General features: G+C 66.6%; 17 protein-coding genes and 1 other RNA gene. 10 read left to right on the top strand and 8 right to left on the bottom strand.

Features of this window, described 5'->3' with window-relative positions; translation table 11 throughout:
* Positions 1-37 precede the first annotated feature (37 nt).
* The 4 genes from miaA to BJP32_RS01125 all read left to right on the top strand — a co-directional run bounded on the left by miaA (position 38) and on the right by BJP32_RS01125 (position 2,511).
* Entirely contained in the window at positions 38-919 is an 882-nt protein-coding gene (miaA, locus tag BJP32_RS01110; protein ID WP_046652931.1) for a tRNA (adenosine(37)-N6)-dimethylallyltransferase MiaA, read from the top strand.
* A gap of 13 nt (positions 920-932) precedes the next feature.
* Positions 933-1,301, top strand: a transfer-messenger RNA (tmRNA) gene (gene ssrA / locus BJP32_RS01115).
* A gap of 133 nt (positions 1,302-1,434) precedes the next feature.
* Complete coding sequence (locus BJP32_RS01120) at positions 1,435-1,932, top strand: SspB family protein (RefSeq protein ID WP_046652932.1); 498 nt, start codon at positions 1,435-1,437, stop codon at positions 1,930-1,932.
* Between the two features lie 87 nt (positions 1,933-2,019).
* A complete protein-coding gene (locus BJP32_RS01125) occupies positions 2,020-2,511 on the top strand; it encodes a hypothetical protein (RefSeq protein WP_046652933.1) in 492 nt (163 codons plus the stop codon).
* A gap of 61 nt (positions 2,512-2,572) precedes the next feature.
* Here the strand turns inward: BJP32_RS01125 and BJP32_RS01130 are convergent, their stop codons facing one another.
* Positions 2,573-2,923: a RusA family crossover junction endodeoxyribonuclease gene (locus BJP32_RS01130; protein ID WP_046652934.1), complete on the bottom strand. Its 351-nt coding sequence runs from the start codon at positions 2,921-2,923 to the stop codon at positions 2,573-2,575.
* Positions 2,924-3,028: 105 nt separating this feature from the next.
* Here BJP32_RS01130 and fumC point away from each other — a divergent pair, with 105 nt between their 5' ends.
* Positions 3,029-4,420: a class II fumarate hydratase gene (gene fumC, locus BJP32_RS01135; RefSeq protein WP_046652935.1), complete on the top strand. Its 1,392-nt coding sequence runs from the start codon at positions 3,029-3,031 to the stop codon at positions 4,418-4,420.
* Positions 4,421-4,483: 63 nt separating this feature from the next.
* Here fumC and BJP32_RS01140 read toward each other — a convergent pair whose 3' ends face one another.
* Together BJP32_RS01140 and BJP32_RS01145 are read right to left on the bottom strand one after the other, a co-directional pair.
* Entirely contained in the window at positions 4,484-4,879 is a 396-nt protein-coding gene (locus BJP32_RS01140) for a YccF domain-containing protein (protein WP_046652936.1), read from the bottom strand.
* A gap of 97 nt (positions 4,880-4,976) precedes the next feature.
* Positions 4,977-5,210, bottom strand: coding sequence for a DUF2171 domain-containing protein (locus tag BJP32_RS01145; RefSeq protein ID WP_003165122.1), 234 nt, complete (start codon positions 5,208-5,210; stop codon positions 4,977-4,979).
* Between the two features lie 85 nt (positions 5,211-5,295).
* On the opposite strand from BJP32_RS01145, the gene BJP32_RS01150 reads away from it, so the two are divergent.
* A complete protein-coding gene (locus BJP32_RS01150; protein ID WP_052748022.1) occupies positions 5,296-5,889 on the top strand; it encodes a glutathione S-transferase family protein in 594 nt (197 codons plus the stop codon).
* On the top strand, positions 5,889-6,077 hold the full coding sequence (locus tag BJP32_RS01155) for a DUF4169 family protein (protein WP_046652937.1): 189 nt from the start codon (positions 5,889-5,891) through the stop codon (positions 6,075-6,077). Before BJP32_RS01150 ends, BJP32_RS01155 begins: the two co-directional genes overlap by 1 nt.
* A gap of 4 nt (positions 6,078-6,081) precedes the next feature.
* Here BJP32_RS01155 and BJP32_RS01160 read toward each other — a convergent pair whose 3' ends face one another.
* Entirely contained in the window at positions 6,082-7,380 is a 1,299-nt protein-coding gene (locus BJP32_RS01160) for a diguanylate cyclase domain-containing protein (protein ID WP_046652938.1), read from the bottom strand.
* 228 nt (positions 7,381-7,608) lie between these two features.
* Between BJP32_RS01160 and BJP32_RS01165 the strand changes: the two genes are divergently transcribed.
* On the top strand, positions 7,609-8,487 hold the full coding sequence (locus tag BJP32_RS01165) for a YihY/virulence factor BrkB family protein (RefSeq protein WP_052748026.1): 879 nt from the start codon (positions 7,609-7,611) through the stop codon (positions 8,485-8,487).
* Here BJP32_RS01165 and BJP32_RS01170 read toward each other — a convergent pair.
* Together BJP32_RS01170 and BJP32_RS01175 are read right to left on the bottom strand one after the other, a co-directional pair.
* Positions 8,453-8,698 carry a sulfurtransferase TusA family protein gene (locus tag BJP32_RS01170; protein ID WP_046652940.1) on the bottom strand — a complete coding sequence of 82 codons (246 nt, stop codon included), beginning with the start codon at positions 8,696-8,698 and terminating at the stop codon, positions 8,453-8,455. The genes BJP32_RS01165 and BJP32_RS01170 overlap by 35 nt on opposite strands.
* A complete protein-coding gene (locus BJP32_RS01175) occupies positions 8,695-9,189 on the bottom strand; it encodes a CinA family protein (RefSeq protein WP_198935243.1) in 495 nt (164 codons plus the stop codon). Before BJP32_RS01175 ends, BJP32_RS01170 begins: the two co-directional genes overlap by 4 nt.
* 73 nt (positions 9,190-9,262) lie before the next feature.
* On the opposite strand from BJP32_RS01175, the gene BJP32_RS01180 reads away from it, so the two are divergent.
* Positions 9,263-11,539 (top strand): spermidine synthase, encoded by a 2,277-nt coding sequence (locus BJP32_RS01180; protein WP_046652942.1) that lies wholly within the window; start codon positions 9,263-9,265, stop codon positions 11,537-11,539.
* Positions 11,540-11,549: 10 nt separating this feature from the next.
* On the opposite strand, the gene mfd is transcribed toward BJP32_RS01180, so the two are convergent.
* Both mfd and BJP32_RS01190 read right to left on the bottom strand, forming a co-directional pair.
* On the bottom strand, positions 11,550-14,999 hold the full coding sequence (gene mfd / locus BJP32_RS01185; protein ID WP_076222601.1) for a transcription-repair coupling factor: 3,450 nt from the start codon (positions 14,997-14,999) through the stop codon (positions 11,550-11,552).
* Positions 14,999-15,328, bottom strand: a complete 330-nt coding sequence (locus tag BJP32_RS01190) for a succinate dehydrogenase assembly factor 2 (protein WP_046652944.1) — start codon at positions 15,326-15,328, stop codon at positions 14,999-15,001. Before BJP32_RS01190 ends, mfd begins: the two co-directional genes overlap by 1 nt.
* Positions 15,329-15,415: 87 nt before the next feature.
* On the opposite strand from BJP32_RS01190, the gene recG reads away from it, so the two are divergent.
* Positions 15,416-17,506: an ATP-dependent DNA helicase RecG gene (gene recG, locus BJP32_RS01195; RefSeq protein WP_076222793.1), complete on the top strand. Its 2,091-nt coding sequence runs from the start codon at positions 15,416-15,418 to the stop codon at positions 17,504-17,506.
* Positions 17,507-17,522: the final 16 nt, after the last annotated feature.

Raw genomic sequence — 17,522 nt, forward strand, 5'->3', positions numbered from 1 at the left:
TTCTATCGCCCTAAGCGTCCGTTCGCGAGTTGATCCTTTGTCCCAGCCCCTCGTCACCCTGATCGCCGGCCCCACCGCCTCAGGCAAGTCGCGCTTGGCGATGGAGCGCGCGCGCGAAACGAATGCCGTCATCATCAACGCCGACAGCCAGCAACTCTACGCCGACCTGCGCGTGCTGAGCGCCCGCCCCTCGGCTGAGGATGAAGCTGCGGTCTCGCATCGCCTCTACGGCGTCGCTGACGCCGCCGACGCCTGGTCGGTCGGTCGATGGAGTCGGGCGGTCATGGACCTGCTGGCCGAACTGGCGGCTGAGGGGCGCCCCGCCTTGATGGTCGGCGGCACCGGCCTCTATTTCAACGCCCTGACCAAGGGGCTGGCCGATATTCCGCCTGTGCCGGTCGAAACCCGTGACGCCGTTCAGGCCGAGTTCGACGCTGAAGGCGAAACCGCCTTCCGTCGCCGCCTGGCCGAAGTCGACCCCGCCGCTGAAGCCGCCGTCTTTCCCGGCGATCGGCAGCGTCTGGTCCGCGCCCTCAGCGTGCATCGCGCCAGCGGCCGCGCGCTCAGCGCCTGGAAGACCGACACCCGACCGCTATTGCCTCCCGACAGCTATGACGCCCTCGTCGTGGAGCCCCCGCGCGAACGCCTCTACGCCTCATGTGACGCGCGGGTGGATCTGATGATGGCGCACGGCGCGCTGAACGAGGTGCGCGCGCTCGTCGCCCGCGATCTGGACCCGGACTTGCCCGCGATGAAGGCGGTCGGCGTGCGCGAACTGGCGGCGCATCTGTCGGGTGAACTGTCGCTGAGCGACGCCGTCGACGCCGTGAAGCAGTCCACCCGCAACTACGCCAAGCGTCAGTTGACCTGGTTCCGCAACCAACAGAGGGATTGGCCCCGCCACTCCGGTTTCGCCTGAACTTCTTAGCCAGCCCCTTGGAAGGCCGCGTCACCCATACTATATTGATCCTGCTCGGGTTCGCCCGAGCTATGGCGATAAACGCGCCTGTAATAAGCGGACCGGACCCGGGTGCGATTCCCGGCGGCTCCACCAACTTCTTCCCCGCGTTATCGGCGGAGGCAGCATGGGGCCGACTAGCATCGACGGACGTGTAAAGAGGATTGCTTTCGCTCGTCCTGGCCCACCGTATCGGGCCTTTATCTAACTGCGAACGATAACTTCGCTGGAGAAGTCCGCCTCGCCGCGTAATGCGGTTCGGTTGATTTCGAACACTTAAGTCCTAGGGGTTCAGATCCTTAGGCGGGGCCCGGGGGGCGCCTGGCAACAGAAGCCCCCCACTTCCTTAGGAGTCTGGCGACAGAATCCCGGCGCTTGTCCCGACATCGAAATTCCTTTGCCGCAGGCGACTCTGCGTCTTCCGTCGCTCGCCTTGGGCGGGTAACAGTCGCGCGTTCCCCTTTCTTGAGGCGCCGATGACGGATCAAACTCCCCCTGTCGACGAGATGCATTATGAGCAACTCGCCCAGGACGCCCTGCGCGGCGTGATCCGCCTGGCGCTTGAGCGCGCGGCTGAGCCCGAGGGCATTCCCGGCGCCCACCACTTCTACATCACCTTCAAGACCCGCGGCGCCGGCGTCAGCGTCCCGCCGGACGTCCTGGCCAAATACCCGGACGAGATGACGGTGGTGCTGCAACACCAATATTGGGATCTGGCGGTAGAGCCTGACCTGTTTTCGGTGATGCTGAAGTTCGGCGGCGCGCCCAAGGTGCTGACCGTGCCCTACAGCGCCGTGGTCCGCTTCTACGACCCCAGCGTGCAGTTCCTGCTGCAGTTCGACGAGCCGGAAATCGTCGAGGCCGAGATCGCGCCCCTGTCGCCGCCGGCGCGCGACCCGGACGCCGCCCCGCCTCCACCCTCGGACGACGACGGCCCGAAGGTCGTTTCGCTGGACCAGTTCCGCAAGAAATAACGTCTTCGCGCCAAAGGGCGCGCAACCTTTGGCTGTAGATAAGCGTTGCCGTAACCTCCCCTTCCTTACCTAAGCGAGGTCGCTTCCATGCGTCTGTCTCTCATGTCCGCCGCCGCCGTTTCCCTGACGCTGGCCGCCTGCAGCCAGCCTGAAGCGACGCCGCCGGCGGAAACCCCGACCGCCTCGACCGAGGCCGCGCCCGCAACCGTTGAAACCGCCGCTGCTGACTGGAACGCCCTGAACACCCAGATCGGCAAGTATCCCAACGAGACCAAGCTTCTGGAAGACAGCGCGATCACGGCTGATCTGAAGACGCTGCTGGGCGACAAGTTCGACGCCCTGACGACCAATATGCAGACCCAAGCGCCGCTGCAGAAAGACGGCGCCGTCCTGTTCACTTCGGGCAACAAGCAGCATGAGGGCGGCGTCAACGCGGCCTATCTGCTGATCGACCCGGCGACCAAGGCGCTGGAAGTCGGCCTGTGGGAAGGCGGCAAGCTGACCACCTACAAGACCGCCGGCTCGAACATCGCCAAGCCGAAAGACGTACAGACGCTGATCTCGAACGCGGCAGGCTGAACCGCTTCTAGACTGACCTTAGATAGGGGTCGCGCCCGGCGCGGCCCCTATTTTCGTGGCTCTATTTGCGGGGAAAGACTCGAATGGTGATGCGCTCGCGCTCGCCTTCGCGGCGCTCGACCAGCAGGCGGGCGACCTGGCTGTCGTCGTGGAACAGATAGCCCTTGATCGCGTCCAGCAGGGCCTTGGCGAGGTTGTCCAGGTCCATCCACGGCGGATCGCCGACGTGCTCCATCACGATCTCGACGACGTAATCGCCCCACGATGGTCGCGACGTCCATTCCTTGCGCATGAACTCATAGACCAGAGGCTTGTAATATTTGGCCTGGGTGGTCAGGCCGTCGATGGTGATCTCGACCGCCTCGCCCTGCTCTCGCGCCTTGACCTTTCCGGTTCCGATCCAGCCGTCCACGCGCCGTCCGCCTTTCGTGAAGTGCGGCTCGCCTTGCCCCGCCGCGCCTGCGTGCTACACCGCCCGGCATCTTCCCGCCACGCCTGAGAGACGAGTCCCGCGCACATGAGCAACGTTCGTATCGAAACCGACACCTTCGGCCCCATCGAGGTCGCCGCCGATCGCTACTGGGGCGCGCAAGCCCAGCGCTCGCTCGGCAACTTCAAGATCGGCTGGGAAAAGCAGCCCCTGCCGGTCGTGCGCGCCCTGGGCATCGTCAAGCGCGCCGCCGCCGAGACCAATCGCGACCTGGGCAAGCTGGACGCCAAGCTGGCTGACGCCATCATCGCCGCCGCCAATGAAGTGATCGAAGGCAAGCTGAACGACCACTTCCCTCTGGTCGTCTGGCAGACGGGTTCGGGCACACAGTCGAACATGAACGCCAATGAGGTGATCTCGAACCGCGCCATCGAGATGCTGGGCGGCGAGATGGGCTCCAAGAAGCCGGTCCACCCCAACGACCACGTCAACATGAGCCAGTCGTCGAACGACACCTATCCGACGGCCATGCACGTGGCCTGCGCCGAGCAGGTGGTCAACGACCTGATCCCCGCCCTGAAGCACCTGCACGCCGCGCTGGACGCCAAGGCCAAGGCCTGGGCCCACATCATCAAGATCGGCCGCACCCACACCCAGGACGCCACGCCGCTGACGCTGGGCCAGGAGTTCGGCGGCTACGCCCATCAGGTCGCCATGGGCATCGAGCGCATCGAACTGACCCTGCCGCGCCTGATGGAGCTGGCCCAGGGCGGCACCGCCGTCGGCACCGGCCTGAACGCGCCGATCGGCTTCGCTGAAAAGGTCGCGGCTCAGATCGCGGGCATCACCGGCCTGCCCTTCACCACGGCGCCGAACAAGTTCGAGGCCCTGGCCGCGCACGACGCCATGGTCTTCACCCACGGCGCGATCAACACGGTCGCCGCCTCCCTGTTCAAGATCGCCAACGACATCCGCTTCCTGGGCTCGGGTCCGCGCGCGGGTCTGGGCGAGCTGTCGCTGCCGGAAAACGAGCCGGGCTCGTCCATCATGCCGGGCAAGGTCAATCCGACCCAGAGCGAAGCCCTGACCCAGGTCTGCGCCCAAGTGTTCGGCAACAACGCCGCAATCTCCTTCGCCGGTTCGCAGGGCCACTTCGAGCTGAACGTCTACAACCCGGTGATGGCCTACAACTTCCTGCAGTCCGTGCGCCTGGTCGCCGACGCGGCCATCAGCTTCACTGACAACTGCGTCGTCGGCATCGAGCCGCGCGAGGACAACATCAAGCACGGCCTGGAAAACAGCCTGATGCTGGTCACCGCCCTGAACGCCAAGCTGGGCTATGACACCTGCGCCAAGATCGCCAAGACGGCGCACAAGAACGGCACCACCCTGCGCCAGGAAGCCGTCGGCGGCGGTTATCTGACAGACGCCGAGTTCGACGAATACGTCCGTCCCGAGAAGATGATCTCGCCGCAGTAAGCCGCGCTTATCGCCAGACATGAAGACGCCGGCCGGGTTCGCTCCGGCCGGCGTTTTTCATGCTCAGTCCTTGTCGCGAATGGTCCGCCCCACGGGCGCCAGCGACAGCTTGGCCAGTTCGACGTTCTTCAGAGCGAAGGGAATGCCGATCAGGCTGACGAACTGCGGCACGGCGATCAGAATATGCGCCAAGGCGATGTACCAGCCCGCCAGCACCAGCCAGATCACATTCAGCCCGACGCCCAGACAGCCTGCGCCCAGATCGGCCGGGTTCGGATCGCGCCAGACGATCTCGCGCCCGAACGGCCAGAAGGAATAGCTGGCGATCCGCCACGCCGAAAACGCCCACGGCAGGCCTACGACCGTCAAGGCCAGCAACAGCCCGCCGAACAGCCAGGCCAGGCCTGAGGCGAACCCGCCCAGGAAGAACCACAGCAGGTTCAGGATCAGTCGGATCAAATCGGTCGCTCCTTAGCGTCAATCAACCCTCTTCATATGGCGAAAGGCCCCGCTGATTGCAGCGGGGCCCGGGATGAAATCGCGGTAAGGCGACGCCTTAGTGTTTCTCGGTCCAGCGCGCCTTGGCTTCGTCCTGGGTCATGTTCAGATGGACGTGCTCGTCCACGTGCGTGACCCAACTGACAGGGATCATATGGTGCTTGAAGCCTGAACCGAGATCCAGCTTCGCCAACTCGATCTGGTCGCCCATCACATGATCGACGCGGCCGACATGGCGGCCGTCCGAACCGACGACTTCCTGATGTTCCTTGATCATCGAGGCGTTTATCATTGACGCTCTCCGTTACTATGGGGACCGCCTCGGAACGGCCTGGCCGCTAGAGGGTTCACCGCAAAGCCAGGCGAGGAAGTTCACAATGTCGATGATCATTCACCACGCGCCGCAGTCCCGCTCGACCCGCCTTCTGTGGCTGCTGGAGGAACTGGGCGCCGATTATCGCATCCACTACGTCGACATTTTGCGGCGTGAGGGCCAGGGCCGAACCGACCCAACCAACCCCCATCCGCTGAAGCAGGCCCCGGCGCTCGAGATCGACGGCCAAGTGCTGATCGAATCGGTGCTGATCTTCCTGTTCCTGACCGATCGCCACCCCGAGGCAGGCCTGGCGCCGGGACCGGCCGATCCACGCCGGGCCGAGTACCTGTCGTGGTTGGGGCTCTACAACAATGTGCTGGAGACGGTGCTGACCTCCGGTCCGCCTGCCGGTTGGAACGAGACTCAGAAGGCCGCCTATGCCGAACTGGACCGGCGTTGGCGCACGGCGATCCAGGGCGGCAACTACATCCTGGGAGAGTTTTCAGCCCTCGACATCCTGTTCGGCAGCCTGCTGCAGTGGTTCCGCGCCGCCATGCCTGCGGGCGAGCCTTATGACGCCTATGTCCAGCGCATCGGCGCTCGCCCGGCGCTGAAACGCGCCTGGGCCAAGGACAGCCCGGACGGTCATGTCTGATGGGTGAGATCGTCAACCTGAACAAGGCGCGAAAGGCCCGCGACAAGGCCGCCGCCAAGCGGACGGCCGAGGCTAACCGCCTGACCTTTGGACGCACCCGCGCCGAACGTGATGCAGCCAAGGCCGAACGCGACCGCGACGCAGCCCGCCTGGACGGTCACAAACTGGACGACGACGCCGACGCCTAGACCGTCACGACACCTGGGCCGAAGCGCGCTCCAGCAAGGCGGCCGGCGCTTCATCCAGTTGCATCTCGGCGGCGCCGACGTCGAGCTCCACCACGAAGGGCGAGCGGTTCGGCCCCGCGTCGAAGGCGGTGCAGGCGATCACCGCCGCGATCCGTTCCGCCGTCAGCCGCGCCGCAGGGTGATCCGTCGCGGGCAAGGCCAGGGCGAAGGTTTCCGGCGACAGACGGGCGGCCGTGTCCTCCACCCGCACCAGGCGCGACACCATGGCGCCGATCTGGGGCATGGCCCGCTCCAGCCAGCCGCCCGCACGGACCGCCGCCATGGTTTCGCTATTCGGCACGCGCAGGACGCACACGGACAGGCGTCGGTTCCGCTCACGCGCGCCCTTGGCGATGCGCGCCAAATGCGCCGCGAACAGGTCGCGGCTGAACAGCCCGGTCTCAGGGTCCATCAGGTCGCAACCGCGTACGGCGTCCAGAGCCCGTCTCAAGCCCTGCCGACGGCGATGATTGCGCGCCAGGGCCAGCACCCGGTCGGCCGCTTCCTCCTCTGAAGTCTCTGCGGCGGCGACGTCTGCGAAGCCTCGTTCAAACAAGGCAGCCAGATCAGGCTCGACCTTCTCGCGCAGATAGAGGGTCAGGGGGATATGATAGAGGCGCGTGTTGCGACGCATGCCCGCCGCGATCGACAAGGCCGGCGCATGGTCCCGATCGCCCCACAGCACGGCGGCGTCGAACGCTCGCTCATGCAGATAGTCGAAGGCCGTGTAGGGAGTCGGCGCCGCCACAGCCTCTGCGCCCGCCGCCGCAAGGGCGTTGGACAGGGCCAGGAAACGGCGGTCGGCCGCACCCGCCGTCAGAACCTGCAACGGCGTGTCGCCCATCGTCGGCTCAGGCAGGTCGACGCCGTGCCCTGCAAACGTCGCACGACGCAGCCTGAATTCTTCCTCGGCCACCGCCGCGCGCGTCAACTGCTCCAACCGGAAGGCCGTCTGCAAAGGATGCGGATGGGTCGACACAACCAGATCGCATCCATCGCCTCCAGGATCTGACGCAGCGCCCAGACCCAGGATCGACAGATAGCGCGGGGCGGCGGCGCTGCGCAGGCGCTCCAGCCCGCCTTCGGCCAGGCTCTTCAACTCGACCACGGCCGCATCCACAGGCAGGTCCGATACCGCCAGAAGCGCTGCATCCAGCGAGCGCGCCGTCACGGTGCGCCATCCTAGTCGGTCCAGTCCTTCGCAAAGCGAGCCAAGCTGATCGTCAGCGTCGGCGACGACCAGAACGCGCGGATCAGATTCCAAACACTGTCTCCTTGGCCTGGGCGGCTCGCCCCCGCGACCGCTCCAGAACCGCCATGATACCGGCGCCGACGAGGCCCGCAATGGGCAAGGCTGATCATCCGATGACGACATTGGGACTTCTCACCTTGCTGCGAATGGGGTTAATCCGCCCCCTTCGTTGACGATCGAGACTGCCGATTGACCTTTTCCAAGCCGATCACGGCCCAACCCCGGCTCTGGCTGCGCCTGATGACTCGGGCTTTCAGCCGCAGTTGGGGTCGCGACGTCATGCTCTATACGGGCGGCGTGTCCTTCTTCGCCCTGCTGGCGTTGTTCCCGGCCATCGCCATCCTGATCGGCTTCTACAAGGCCGTTCTGACCATCGGACAGGTCAGCGAGCAGGCCGCCGCCCTGGCGGACGTCATCCCATCGGCCGCGCGCACCCTGTTTCTGAATGAGATCGATCGCCTGGCAAACGCCTCAGCGCGCACCGTCTCGGCCCAAAGCGCGATCGCCCTGGTGATCGGCGCCTATGCGGCGCACCGTGGGTTCAAGGCCCTGCTGGCCGGGTTGAACCTGATCCACGACGAGACCAACCCGCTCGGCTTCTTCAAGTTCAACATGCTGGCCTTCCTGGTCGCGCTGGCCGCCTTCGTGCTGTTCACCATCGTGTCGGGCGCCGTGGTGACGTCACGCCTGATGGAGCACGCCTATGCCGATCAGCCCGTCGGCTGGCTGGCCCTGCCGCTGGACGGCCTGTGGCCCGCCCTGGGTCTATGGCTGGGGCTGACCATGCTCTACCGCTACGCCATGGCCCACGCCAAGCGCGTCGCCTGGAAGGCGGCGATCATCGGCGGCCTGGTGGCCACGGTCATGTCCACCTTCTTCTCCTGGCTGTGCACCATCTATGTCGAGCAGATCGTCCACCTGGGCGCGACCTACGGCTCGGTCGGCGCCGTGGTGGTGCTGCTGATCTGGCTGTCGTGGAACGTCAACGCCGTCTTCTACGGCGGGGCCTTCGCCACGGAACTGGAGATCGAGTGGGAGACACGAGCGGTTCCATCTGAACCCGCAGCCCTGCCCGACACCGTCGTCAACCTGTCCGAGCGCCGCCAGTCTCGACAGTGATGCTCAGGACGCCGTCCGTCTCGTCGATCTGAACCACGCGGCCGCCCAGTTCCCGCATCAGGAACGGCACGTCGATCCGCGCCATGGCGTCCGTGGCCAGCAAGGTCAGCTGAACGCCCGGCGCCCGTCCCTCCAGCGCCTTGCGCAGACGCAGGCTGGGCACCGGGCATCTATGCCCGCGCGCGTCCACCGTCATCACAGCCTCGCTCATTCCGACACGGCGTCCATCAGCATCGCCAGAGCCGTCCGCACGCTCTCCAACCGGATCGCATCACGTCCGAGGTCGCCGAAGCGCTTTTCCAGATGCACGGTGCGGCCGTTCGGGCCGTGCGCAGCGAAATGCACCAGCCCTACCGGCTTCTGCGGCGAACCGCCCCCAGGGCCCGCGATGCCCGTCACAGACACGGCGATGGAGGCCCGCGAGCGCGCCACGGCGCCTTCAGCCATGGCGCGGGCCGTCGATTCGGACACGGCGCCGAAGCTCGCCAACAGATCGCTGCCCACGCCCAGCATCTCGACCTTGGCCTCGTTGCTGTAGGTGACGAACCCGCGGTCCAGCACGGCGGACGAGCCTGCAATCGCCGTCAGCGCGCCCGACACCAGCCCGCCCGTGCAGCTTTCAGCCGTGGCGATCATCAGGCCCTTCGCCTCCGCCCGACGGATCACAGCCTCGGCGATCGCCTCGATATCCTGCGGCAACATAGGAATTCGCTCCGTCCACGAGTCGTCATAGCCTCACCGGACGGAATCAGCCGCCCGACGTCGAAAGCAGCGAATGACCGATCAAACTCTGACGACGGCGCATCGCAATGTCGATGCGATAACACCTGCGGCCTTCGCCGTCGCCGTCTTCACCTCGGCCAGCCTGGTATTCGTCGTTCAACCGATGACGACCAAGCTGGTGCTGCCGCTGCTGGGCGGGTCGCCGTCGGTGTGGAACACCGCCATGGTCTTCTTCCAGGCGGCCCTGCTGGCGGGCTATCTCTACGCCCACCTGCTGCAACGCATCCCGTCGATACGGGCGCAGGCGGTGATCCACCTGGTGCTGTTGGCGGCCGCAGCCCTCTTCCTGCCCCTCAGCATCACCCAGGCCCTTGGCGATCCTGACCCAGCCGCGCCGATCGGCTGGCTGCTCGGCGCGCTGGCGCTGTCGGTCGGCGCCCCGTTCGCGGTCCTATCGGCCACAGCGCCCCTGTTGCAGGCCTGGTATGCGGGCGTCCGTGCAGGACGCCCCGACGGCGCCAACCCCTATGTCCTGTACGCCGCCTCCAATCTGGGAAGCTTCCTGGCCCTGTTGGCCTATCCCGCCCTGATCGAGCCGCTGGCCTCCCTGTCGGGACAGAGATGGGGCTGGACCGTGGGCTATGGCGTCTTCGCCATCATGCTGGTGGGCCTTGCGATCCTCATGCCGCGCGCGGCGAGCATCACTCAGCCCCAGAAGGCGGCTGAACGCAGCCCGCCCATTCCCTGGCGTCGGAAGGTGGTGCTGGTCCTGCTCGCGGCCGCTCCATCCAGCCTAATGCTGGGCGTCACCGCTCACCTTTCGACGGACGTGGCCTCCGCTCCCTTCCTCTGGGTCGCGCCCCTAGCCCTCTATCTGCTGACCTTCGTCATCGCCTTCCAGGCGAAGCCGTGGATTCCCCTGCACATCACCCTGATGCTGCAGGCCTTCCTCACGGTGCTGATCGCCGCCCTGGTCGGGATGACGACCGGCCAGTGGCTGGCGCTGCTGGGCCTTCACCTTCTGGGCTTCTTCTTCACCGCCCTGATGTGCCACCAACAGATGGCGGCGCGACGGCCAGCGCCGGACCGCTTGACGGAATTCTACCTGTTGCTGTCGCTGGGCGGCGTGTTGGGCGGCGCCTTCACCGCCCTGATCGCGCCGGTCGTGTTCGAGACGGTGCTGGAATATCCGCTGGTCATGGTGTTGGTCTGCCTGGCCCGTCCCTGGCTGGGCGATCGCCCCGCCAAGCATGAAATCTGGCTGATGGCCGCCGGTTTGGCGACCGCCGTCTTCGTCCCCCTGCTGTTCGAGATGCTGCGCTACAACCCGTCTCTGAGAACGGCCTTCAGCGATTTCGGCCTGACCACGACGGCGCAGATCATTCTGGGCGTCGCCGCCATTCTCGCCTTCGTGGTTCGGGATCGAGTGCTCATGTTCACGGCTGTCGTCGCGGCCATGACCCTGTCCGCCCACTACATCGGCCGCGGCTATGACTGGAGCCTGTCCGAGCGCAGTTTCTTCGGCGTCATGCGTGTGGCGGTCACGCCCGACCCTAAGCTGGGCGGCGACATCCATGTGCTGATGCACGGCACCACCTTGCACGGCGCCCAGGCCCGCCACCCGGACTTCGCCTGCGCCCCGACCATGTATTACGCCCGCACCACGCCCCTGGGCCAGGCGGCCGAACTGATCCAGGCCCGCAGCCCGGCCGCCGTCATCGGCGTGGTGGGCCAGGGCTCCGGCGCCATGGCCGCCTACAAGCGCGCCAGGGATCAGATGTCCTTCTTCGAGATCGACCCCATGGTCGACCGCATTTCGCGCGATCCGAACTGGTTCACCTTCATCTCGGACTGCGCCGACGGGCCGATCCGCACAGTGCTGGGCGATGCGCGGCTGACGCTGAACAAGGAGCCTCGCGGCACGTATGACCTCCTGGTCATCGACGCCTTCTCGTCCGACGCCGTGCCGACCCATCTGCTGACCCGCGAAGCGATCGAAGGCTATCTGAAGCTGCTGAAGCCCACAGGCGTCGTTGTGCTGCACCTGTCCAACCGCAATCTGGAGATCACCCTGCCCGCCGTCGCCGCCGCACGCGAACTGGGCGCGGCCGAACTGCATCAAGTCTATATCGAGAACCCAGAGGCCGCCCTGATGGCCGAAGCCTCGACCGAGGCCCTGGTCATCTCGCCGACCGCCGAGGGGCTGGCTGACTTCAAGGCCGACGGCCGCTGGCGCAAGCTGGAGCCGACCAAGGTGCGGCCGTGGACCGACGACTACGTCAACCTGTTCGACGCCCTGATACGCAGCATGAAGGCTCGCGTCGGCTGAGGCGCGGGGGCTATGCCGCCCCCGCCACCCGCGCCAGATCGGCGGTGATGCGCTCGGCGACCTTCAGTCGATCCTCCGGCGTGGGCCAATCGCCCTTCACCACGATCTTCTGATCCGGACGGATCTTCCAGAAGGCGTGGTTCTTCTGGATCAGACCCACCAGCCCCATCGGGTTGGGGAAGGTGTTGTTGCGCAGAGTCAGCACTGCGCCCTTGGGCCCGATGTCGATCTTCTCGATCATGGCCGTGCGGCAGTTGGCCTTGATCCCCACGATCCGCAGAAGCTGCTGCGCCTCGTCCGGCAGCGGGCCGAACCGGTCGATCAGCTCGGCGGCCATGGCCTCCCGGTCCTCCATCTTCTCGGCGTCCGACAGGCGGCGATACAGGCTCAAGCGGACGTTCAGGTCAGGGACGTAATCCTCTGGAATCAATACGGCCGCGCCGACATTGATCGAAGGCGACCAGCCGCGATCCGGCGCCGCTTCGCCCTGTTCACGCAGTTCGGCGACGGCGTCTTCCAGCATCTGCTGATACAGTTCGACGCCGACCTCGCGGATGTGGCCCGACTGTTCGTCGCCCAGCAGGTTGCCGCCGCCGCGCTGGTCCAGATCGTGGCTCGCCAACTGGAAGCCCGCCCCCAGATTGTCCAGCGACTGCAACACCTGCAGACGGCGTTCCGCCGACAGACTCAGCGGCTTGGTCGGGTCGGTCGTCAGATAGGCGAAGGCCCGCGCCTTGGACCGGCCGATCCGGCCCCTGATCTGGTGAAGTTGGGCCAGACCGAACATGTCCGCGCGATGCACGACAAGCGTATTGGCTGTCGGAATGTCGATGCCGCTCTCGACGATGGTGGTCGAGACCAGCACGTCATATTCGCCATCATAGAAGGCGCTCATGACCGCTTCCAGCTGGGTCGGGCTCATCTGGCCGTGGCCGACGACGAACTTCACCTCAGGCACCTGTTCACGCAGGAACCGCTCGATGTCGGGTAGATCCTTCAGGCGCGGCGCGACGTAATAGGCCTGACCGCCGCGATATTTCTCGCGCAGCAGGGCCTCGCGCACCAGCACCGGATCCCACGGCGTGACATAGGTCCGCACCGCCAGACGATCGACCGGCGGCGTAGCGATGATCGACATCTCGCGGATGCCGGACAGCGCCATCTGCAGCGTGCGCGGGATCGGCGTGGCCGTCAGGGTCAGCAGGTGAACATCGGCCCGCAGGGACTTCAGCTTCTCCTTGTGCTTGACGCCGAAGTGCTGCTCCTCGTCGACGATGACGAGGCCCAGATCCTTGAAGCCGACCTGATCGGCCAGAACCGCGTGGGTGCCGACGACGATCTCGAAACTGCCGTCCTTCAGCCCCGCGCGCGTCTCGTTGGCGTCCTTGGCCGTGACCATGCGCGACAGGTGGCGCACCTTGATCGGCCAGCCGGCGAAGCGCTCTGAGAAGGTCTTGAAGTGCTGACGCGCCAGCAGGGTCGTCGGGCAGACAATGGCGACCTGTTGGCCAGTCATCGCCACAACGAAGGCGGCGCGCAGGGCGACCTCCGTCTTGCCAAAGCCGACGTCGCCGCAGATCAGACGATCCATCGGCGTGCCCTTGCCCAGATCTTCCAGCACGTCGCCGATGGCGTTCAACTGGTCGTCCGTCTCCTCATACGGGAAGCGGGCGCAGAACTCGTCGAACAGGCCGGCGGGCGGCGTGATGGCGTCGGACACGCGCAGCGCCCGCTTGGCGGCCAGGGCGATAAGCCCCTCAGCCATGGCGCGCAGGCGCTCTTTGGCCTTGGCCTTGCGCGCCTGCCAGCCCGCGCCGCCCAGACGGTCCAGCTGAACCCCTTCGGCGTCCGTGCCGTAGCGGGTCAGAAGGTCAATGTTTTCAACCGGCAGGTAGAGCTTGCTCTCACCCGCATAGAGGAGTTCGAGGCAGTCGTGCGGCGCCTCCTGGATCTCCAGCGTCCGCAGGCCCTCATAGCGGCCGATGCCGTGATCCAGGTGAACCACCAGATCGCCCGCCGTCAGGGCCGAAGCCTCGGCCAGGAAGTTGGACGCCCGCCGCTTGCGCTTAGGCCGTGCTAGGCGGTCGCCCAGAATGTCGGTCTCGGAGATGACGGCCAGATCGTCAGTGACGAAGCCATGCTCGACCGGCAGCACCGCGCGCAGATAGATGCCGTCCGGCGCGCCCTGCACATCATCCCAGTCGCGCACCGCCACGACGTGCGTCAGGCCGTGATCGCCCAGCATGGCGGTTAGGCGTTCGGCCGAGCCTTCGGACCATGAAGCGAACAGGACGCGCTTGCCCTGCCCCTTCAGCGCCTCGGCGTGCTGAGCGACGGCGGCGAACAGGTTGACGCTATCCTGCGACCGCTCGGCGGCGAAGCTGCGGCCTAGTCGACCGCCTGCGTCTTCGCCGGAACCGGCAACCAGGGGCGACAGGCGGCGCACGGCGCGACCGGCCAGGGCGCTGTTCCAGTCGCCCTCATCCAGATAGAGCCGCGCGGTCGGCAGGGCGCGATAGGCCGCCCCGCCCTTGCCGCGCGCCGCCTCCTTGCGCGCCTCATAGGCGTCGACGGTCAGATTCCAGCGTTCTGCGCGCGCCTGGTCCGTCTGGCTGTCGAGGAAGACCGGCGCCGCATCCGGCAGATAGTCGAACAGCGTATCCAGCCGGTCGTAGAACAGCGGCAGCCAGTGCTCGACGCCCTGACGGCGCGCGCCCTCGCTGACGGCAGCGTACATCGGCTCATCGCCCGGCGCGCCGAACAGGTTCAGATACCCGCTGCGGAAGCGCGAGATCGAATCTGCATCCATCAGCACTTCGGACACGGGCGATAGAGAGACGGCCTTCAACTGGCGCGTCGAACGCTGGGTCTCGGGGTCGAAAGCGCGGATCGATTCCAGCTCAGACCCGAACATGTCGAGGCGCACCGGCTCCTCGAATCCCGGCGGGAAGACATCGATCACACCGCCGCGAATGGCGTATTCGCCGCGCTCCGACACGGTGGAAGCGCGTACATAGCCGTTGGCCGCAACATAGCGCTCGAGGGCGCCGGTATCGAGATCTGCGCCGACCTTGGCCGCGAAACCCGCGCCGGTCACGGCGCTGCGCGGCGGCGTGCGCTGAGCGGCGGCCGCGACCGTGGCGACCACCAGCAGCGGCGTTCGGTCCGCTGGATCGCGCGTCGCCAATCGGGTCAGAGTCGCCATGCGCTGGGCGGCGACCGAGGCCGTCGGGCTCAGCCGGTCGTAAGGCAGGCAATCCCACGAAGGATATTCAAGAACTTCAATATCCTTGGCAAAAAAGCGGAACGCCTGGATGAAATTGCCTGTGCGCTGATAATCGCGCGCGACGAACAGGGCGGTCCCGCCCTGGGCCTTGATCCGCTCGGCGACGATCAGGGCGTCCAGCCCTTCCGGCGCGCCACCCAGTTCTGCGTCAGTCCGCGCTAGCGCCGCGTCCATCAACCGATGCCCTTGGCCACTTCGGCGGCGACATGGGCGCGCATGAAGGCGCGGATGCGGGCCATCATCGGGCCTTCGAACTGGGGCGGGGTCGGTTCGCGCTCGATGATCCAGGCGTAGAGATAATGGTCTTCTTCATCCAGCAGGCGCTCGAACTCGGTCAATTCGTCGTTGTCCAGCGTCGGCGCGACCTGATCGGCGAAGGGCCCCAGCACCATGTCCGCCTCGCGGAAGCCCCGGCGCCAAGCGCGGAAGGCGATGCGGCCCAGGCGCGTCTTGCGGTCGTCAGAGTTCAGGGCGTCCTCGGGACGTGCGTCGATATCGGCCACGCGGTTTCCTTGCCTGTCCGTTCACTTCGGTAAGAGGCCGATCAGATAGCGTTCCAGACGCCGCTTCGCCAGCTATGCTGTCCAATGATGAGGCCCGAGATTCTCTTTCCCCTGTTCGCCGACGTCTCCACGCTGAAAGGCGTGGGGCCGCGCAGCGCGCCTCTGGTGCAGAAGGTGGCGGGTCCGCTCGTGCGCGACGTGCTGTTTCTGTCGCCCAGCGGCGTGATCCAGCGCCGCCGCACCACGGCGATGGAGGCCGTCGACGGCGAGATCGGCGTCTTCGAGGTGACGATCGACCGCCTGATTCCGCCGCACAAGCACGGCGCGCCGATCAAGGTGCGCGCCATCGACGACACCGGCTTCATCCACCTGATCTGGTTCGCCGGATCGCCTCGCCATATCGAGAGCCTCGCCCCGCGCGGGGCGCGGCGGCTGGTGACCGGCAAGGTCGAGCGCTTCAACAGCGAAGTCCAGATCGCCCACCCCGACTACATCATGCCGGTCGAGAAAGCGGATGAGATTCCGCTGTCCGAACCCGTCTATCCGGCGACGCAGGGGCTGACCTCGCGCCAGATCCGCAAGCTGGCGCAGGGCGCGCTGGCGCTCGCCCCCGAACTGCCGGAATGGCAGGAGCCGAACTGGCTGGCGGCGCGGCGCTGGGTCGGCTGGCGCGCGGCGCTGGAGGCCCTGCACGCCCCGACGAACGAGGCCGACCTGATGCCCGACACGCCGGTGCGTCAGCGTCTGGCCTATGACGAACTGTTCGCGCATCAGTTGGCCCTGGCCCGTCGTCGCCGCGCGCGTCAGATCACGCCCGCCGCCCGCATCACGCCGGGCGAGGTGTCCGCCCGGTTGCTGGCCGCCCTACCCTTCACTCTGACCGGCGCGCAGGAGCAGGCCGTCGCGGAAATCCGCGCCGACCTCACTTCCGGCGAGCAGATGGGGCGGCTGCTGCAGGGTGATGTCGGGTCGGGCAAGACCGCCGTCGCGGCCCTGGCCCTCGCCGATGCGGCGTCCAATGGGTTCCAGGCCGCCCTGATGGCGCCGACCGAAATCCTGGCGCGCCAGCATTACGACAAGCTGTCGCCTTTGCTGAACCAGGCCGGCGTCCGCAGCCTGCTTCTGACCGGACGCGATACGACTGCCGAACGGCGCGGCAAGCTGGCGGCCCTCTCGTCCGGCGAGGCTCAGGTCGCCATCGGCACCCACGCCCTGTTCCAGGACGCGGTGCAGTTTCACCGGCTGACGCTGGCCGTCATCGACGAACAGCACCGTTTCGGCGTGCGCGAGCGCCAGCGGTTGCAGGCCAAGGGCGATCCGGCTCTGGGCGGCGTCCACCTGCTGACCATGTCAGCCACGCCGATCCCTCGCACGCTGGAGTTGACCCAATATGGCGAGCTGGAAGTCAGCCGCCTGATGGAGAAACCGCCGGGCCGCACGCCCGTCACCACGGCCGTCCTGCCGCTGGCGCGCATCGGCGAGGTGGCGAAGCGTCTGAAGGCGGCGGTTCAGGCAGGCGCCCAGGCCTATTGGATCTGTCCTCTGGTGGCGGAATCCGAAGCCATCGACCTGGCCGCCGCCGAGGATCGGGCGGAAGACCTGCGTAAACTTCTGGGGACCGAGGTCGGTCTGGCTCACGGCCAGATGCCGGGCGCCGAGCGCGAAGCGGTGATGGCCGAGTTCGCGGACGGCCGCCTGCCTGTCCTGGTCGCAACGACCGTGGTCGAGGTCGGCGTCGACGTGCCCAACGCCTCGATCATGGTGATCGAACACGCCGATCGCTTCGGTCTGGCGCAGCTTCATCAGCTTCGCGGGCGCGTGGGGCGCGGGGCCAAGGCCAGTGCCTGCATCCTGCTGTACGGCGGCGAAGACGGCGCCCTGGGCGAGACGGCGAAGGAGCGGCTGGAGACCCTGCGCCGCACCGAGGACGGCTTCGTCATCGCCGAGGAAGACTTCCGCCTGCGCGGCGGCGGCGACCCGTTGGGCCTGAAACAGAGCGGGTTCCCAGCCTATCGCTTCGCCGATCCGATCCGGCATCGGTCGCTGCTGCTGGCGGCGGCGGACGATGCGCGTCTGCTGCTGGGCCGCGACCCTGATCTGGCCAGCGAGCGCGGGCAGGCCGTGCGTCTGCTGGAGGCCCTGTTCGACTGGAAAAACGAACGCCCCTCAGCGGACTGAGGGGCGTCGTAAAACT

The sequence above is a fragment of the Brevundimonas sp. ZS04 genome, assembly GCF_001956865.1.
In the GTDB taxonomy this organism is placed as follows: Bacteria; Pseudomonadota; Alphaproteobacteria; order Caulobacterales; family Caulobacteraceae; genus Brevundimonas; species Brevundimonas diminuta.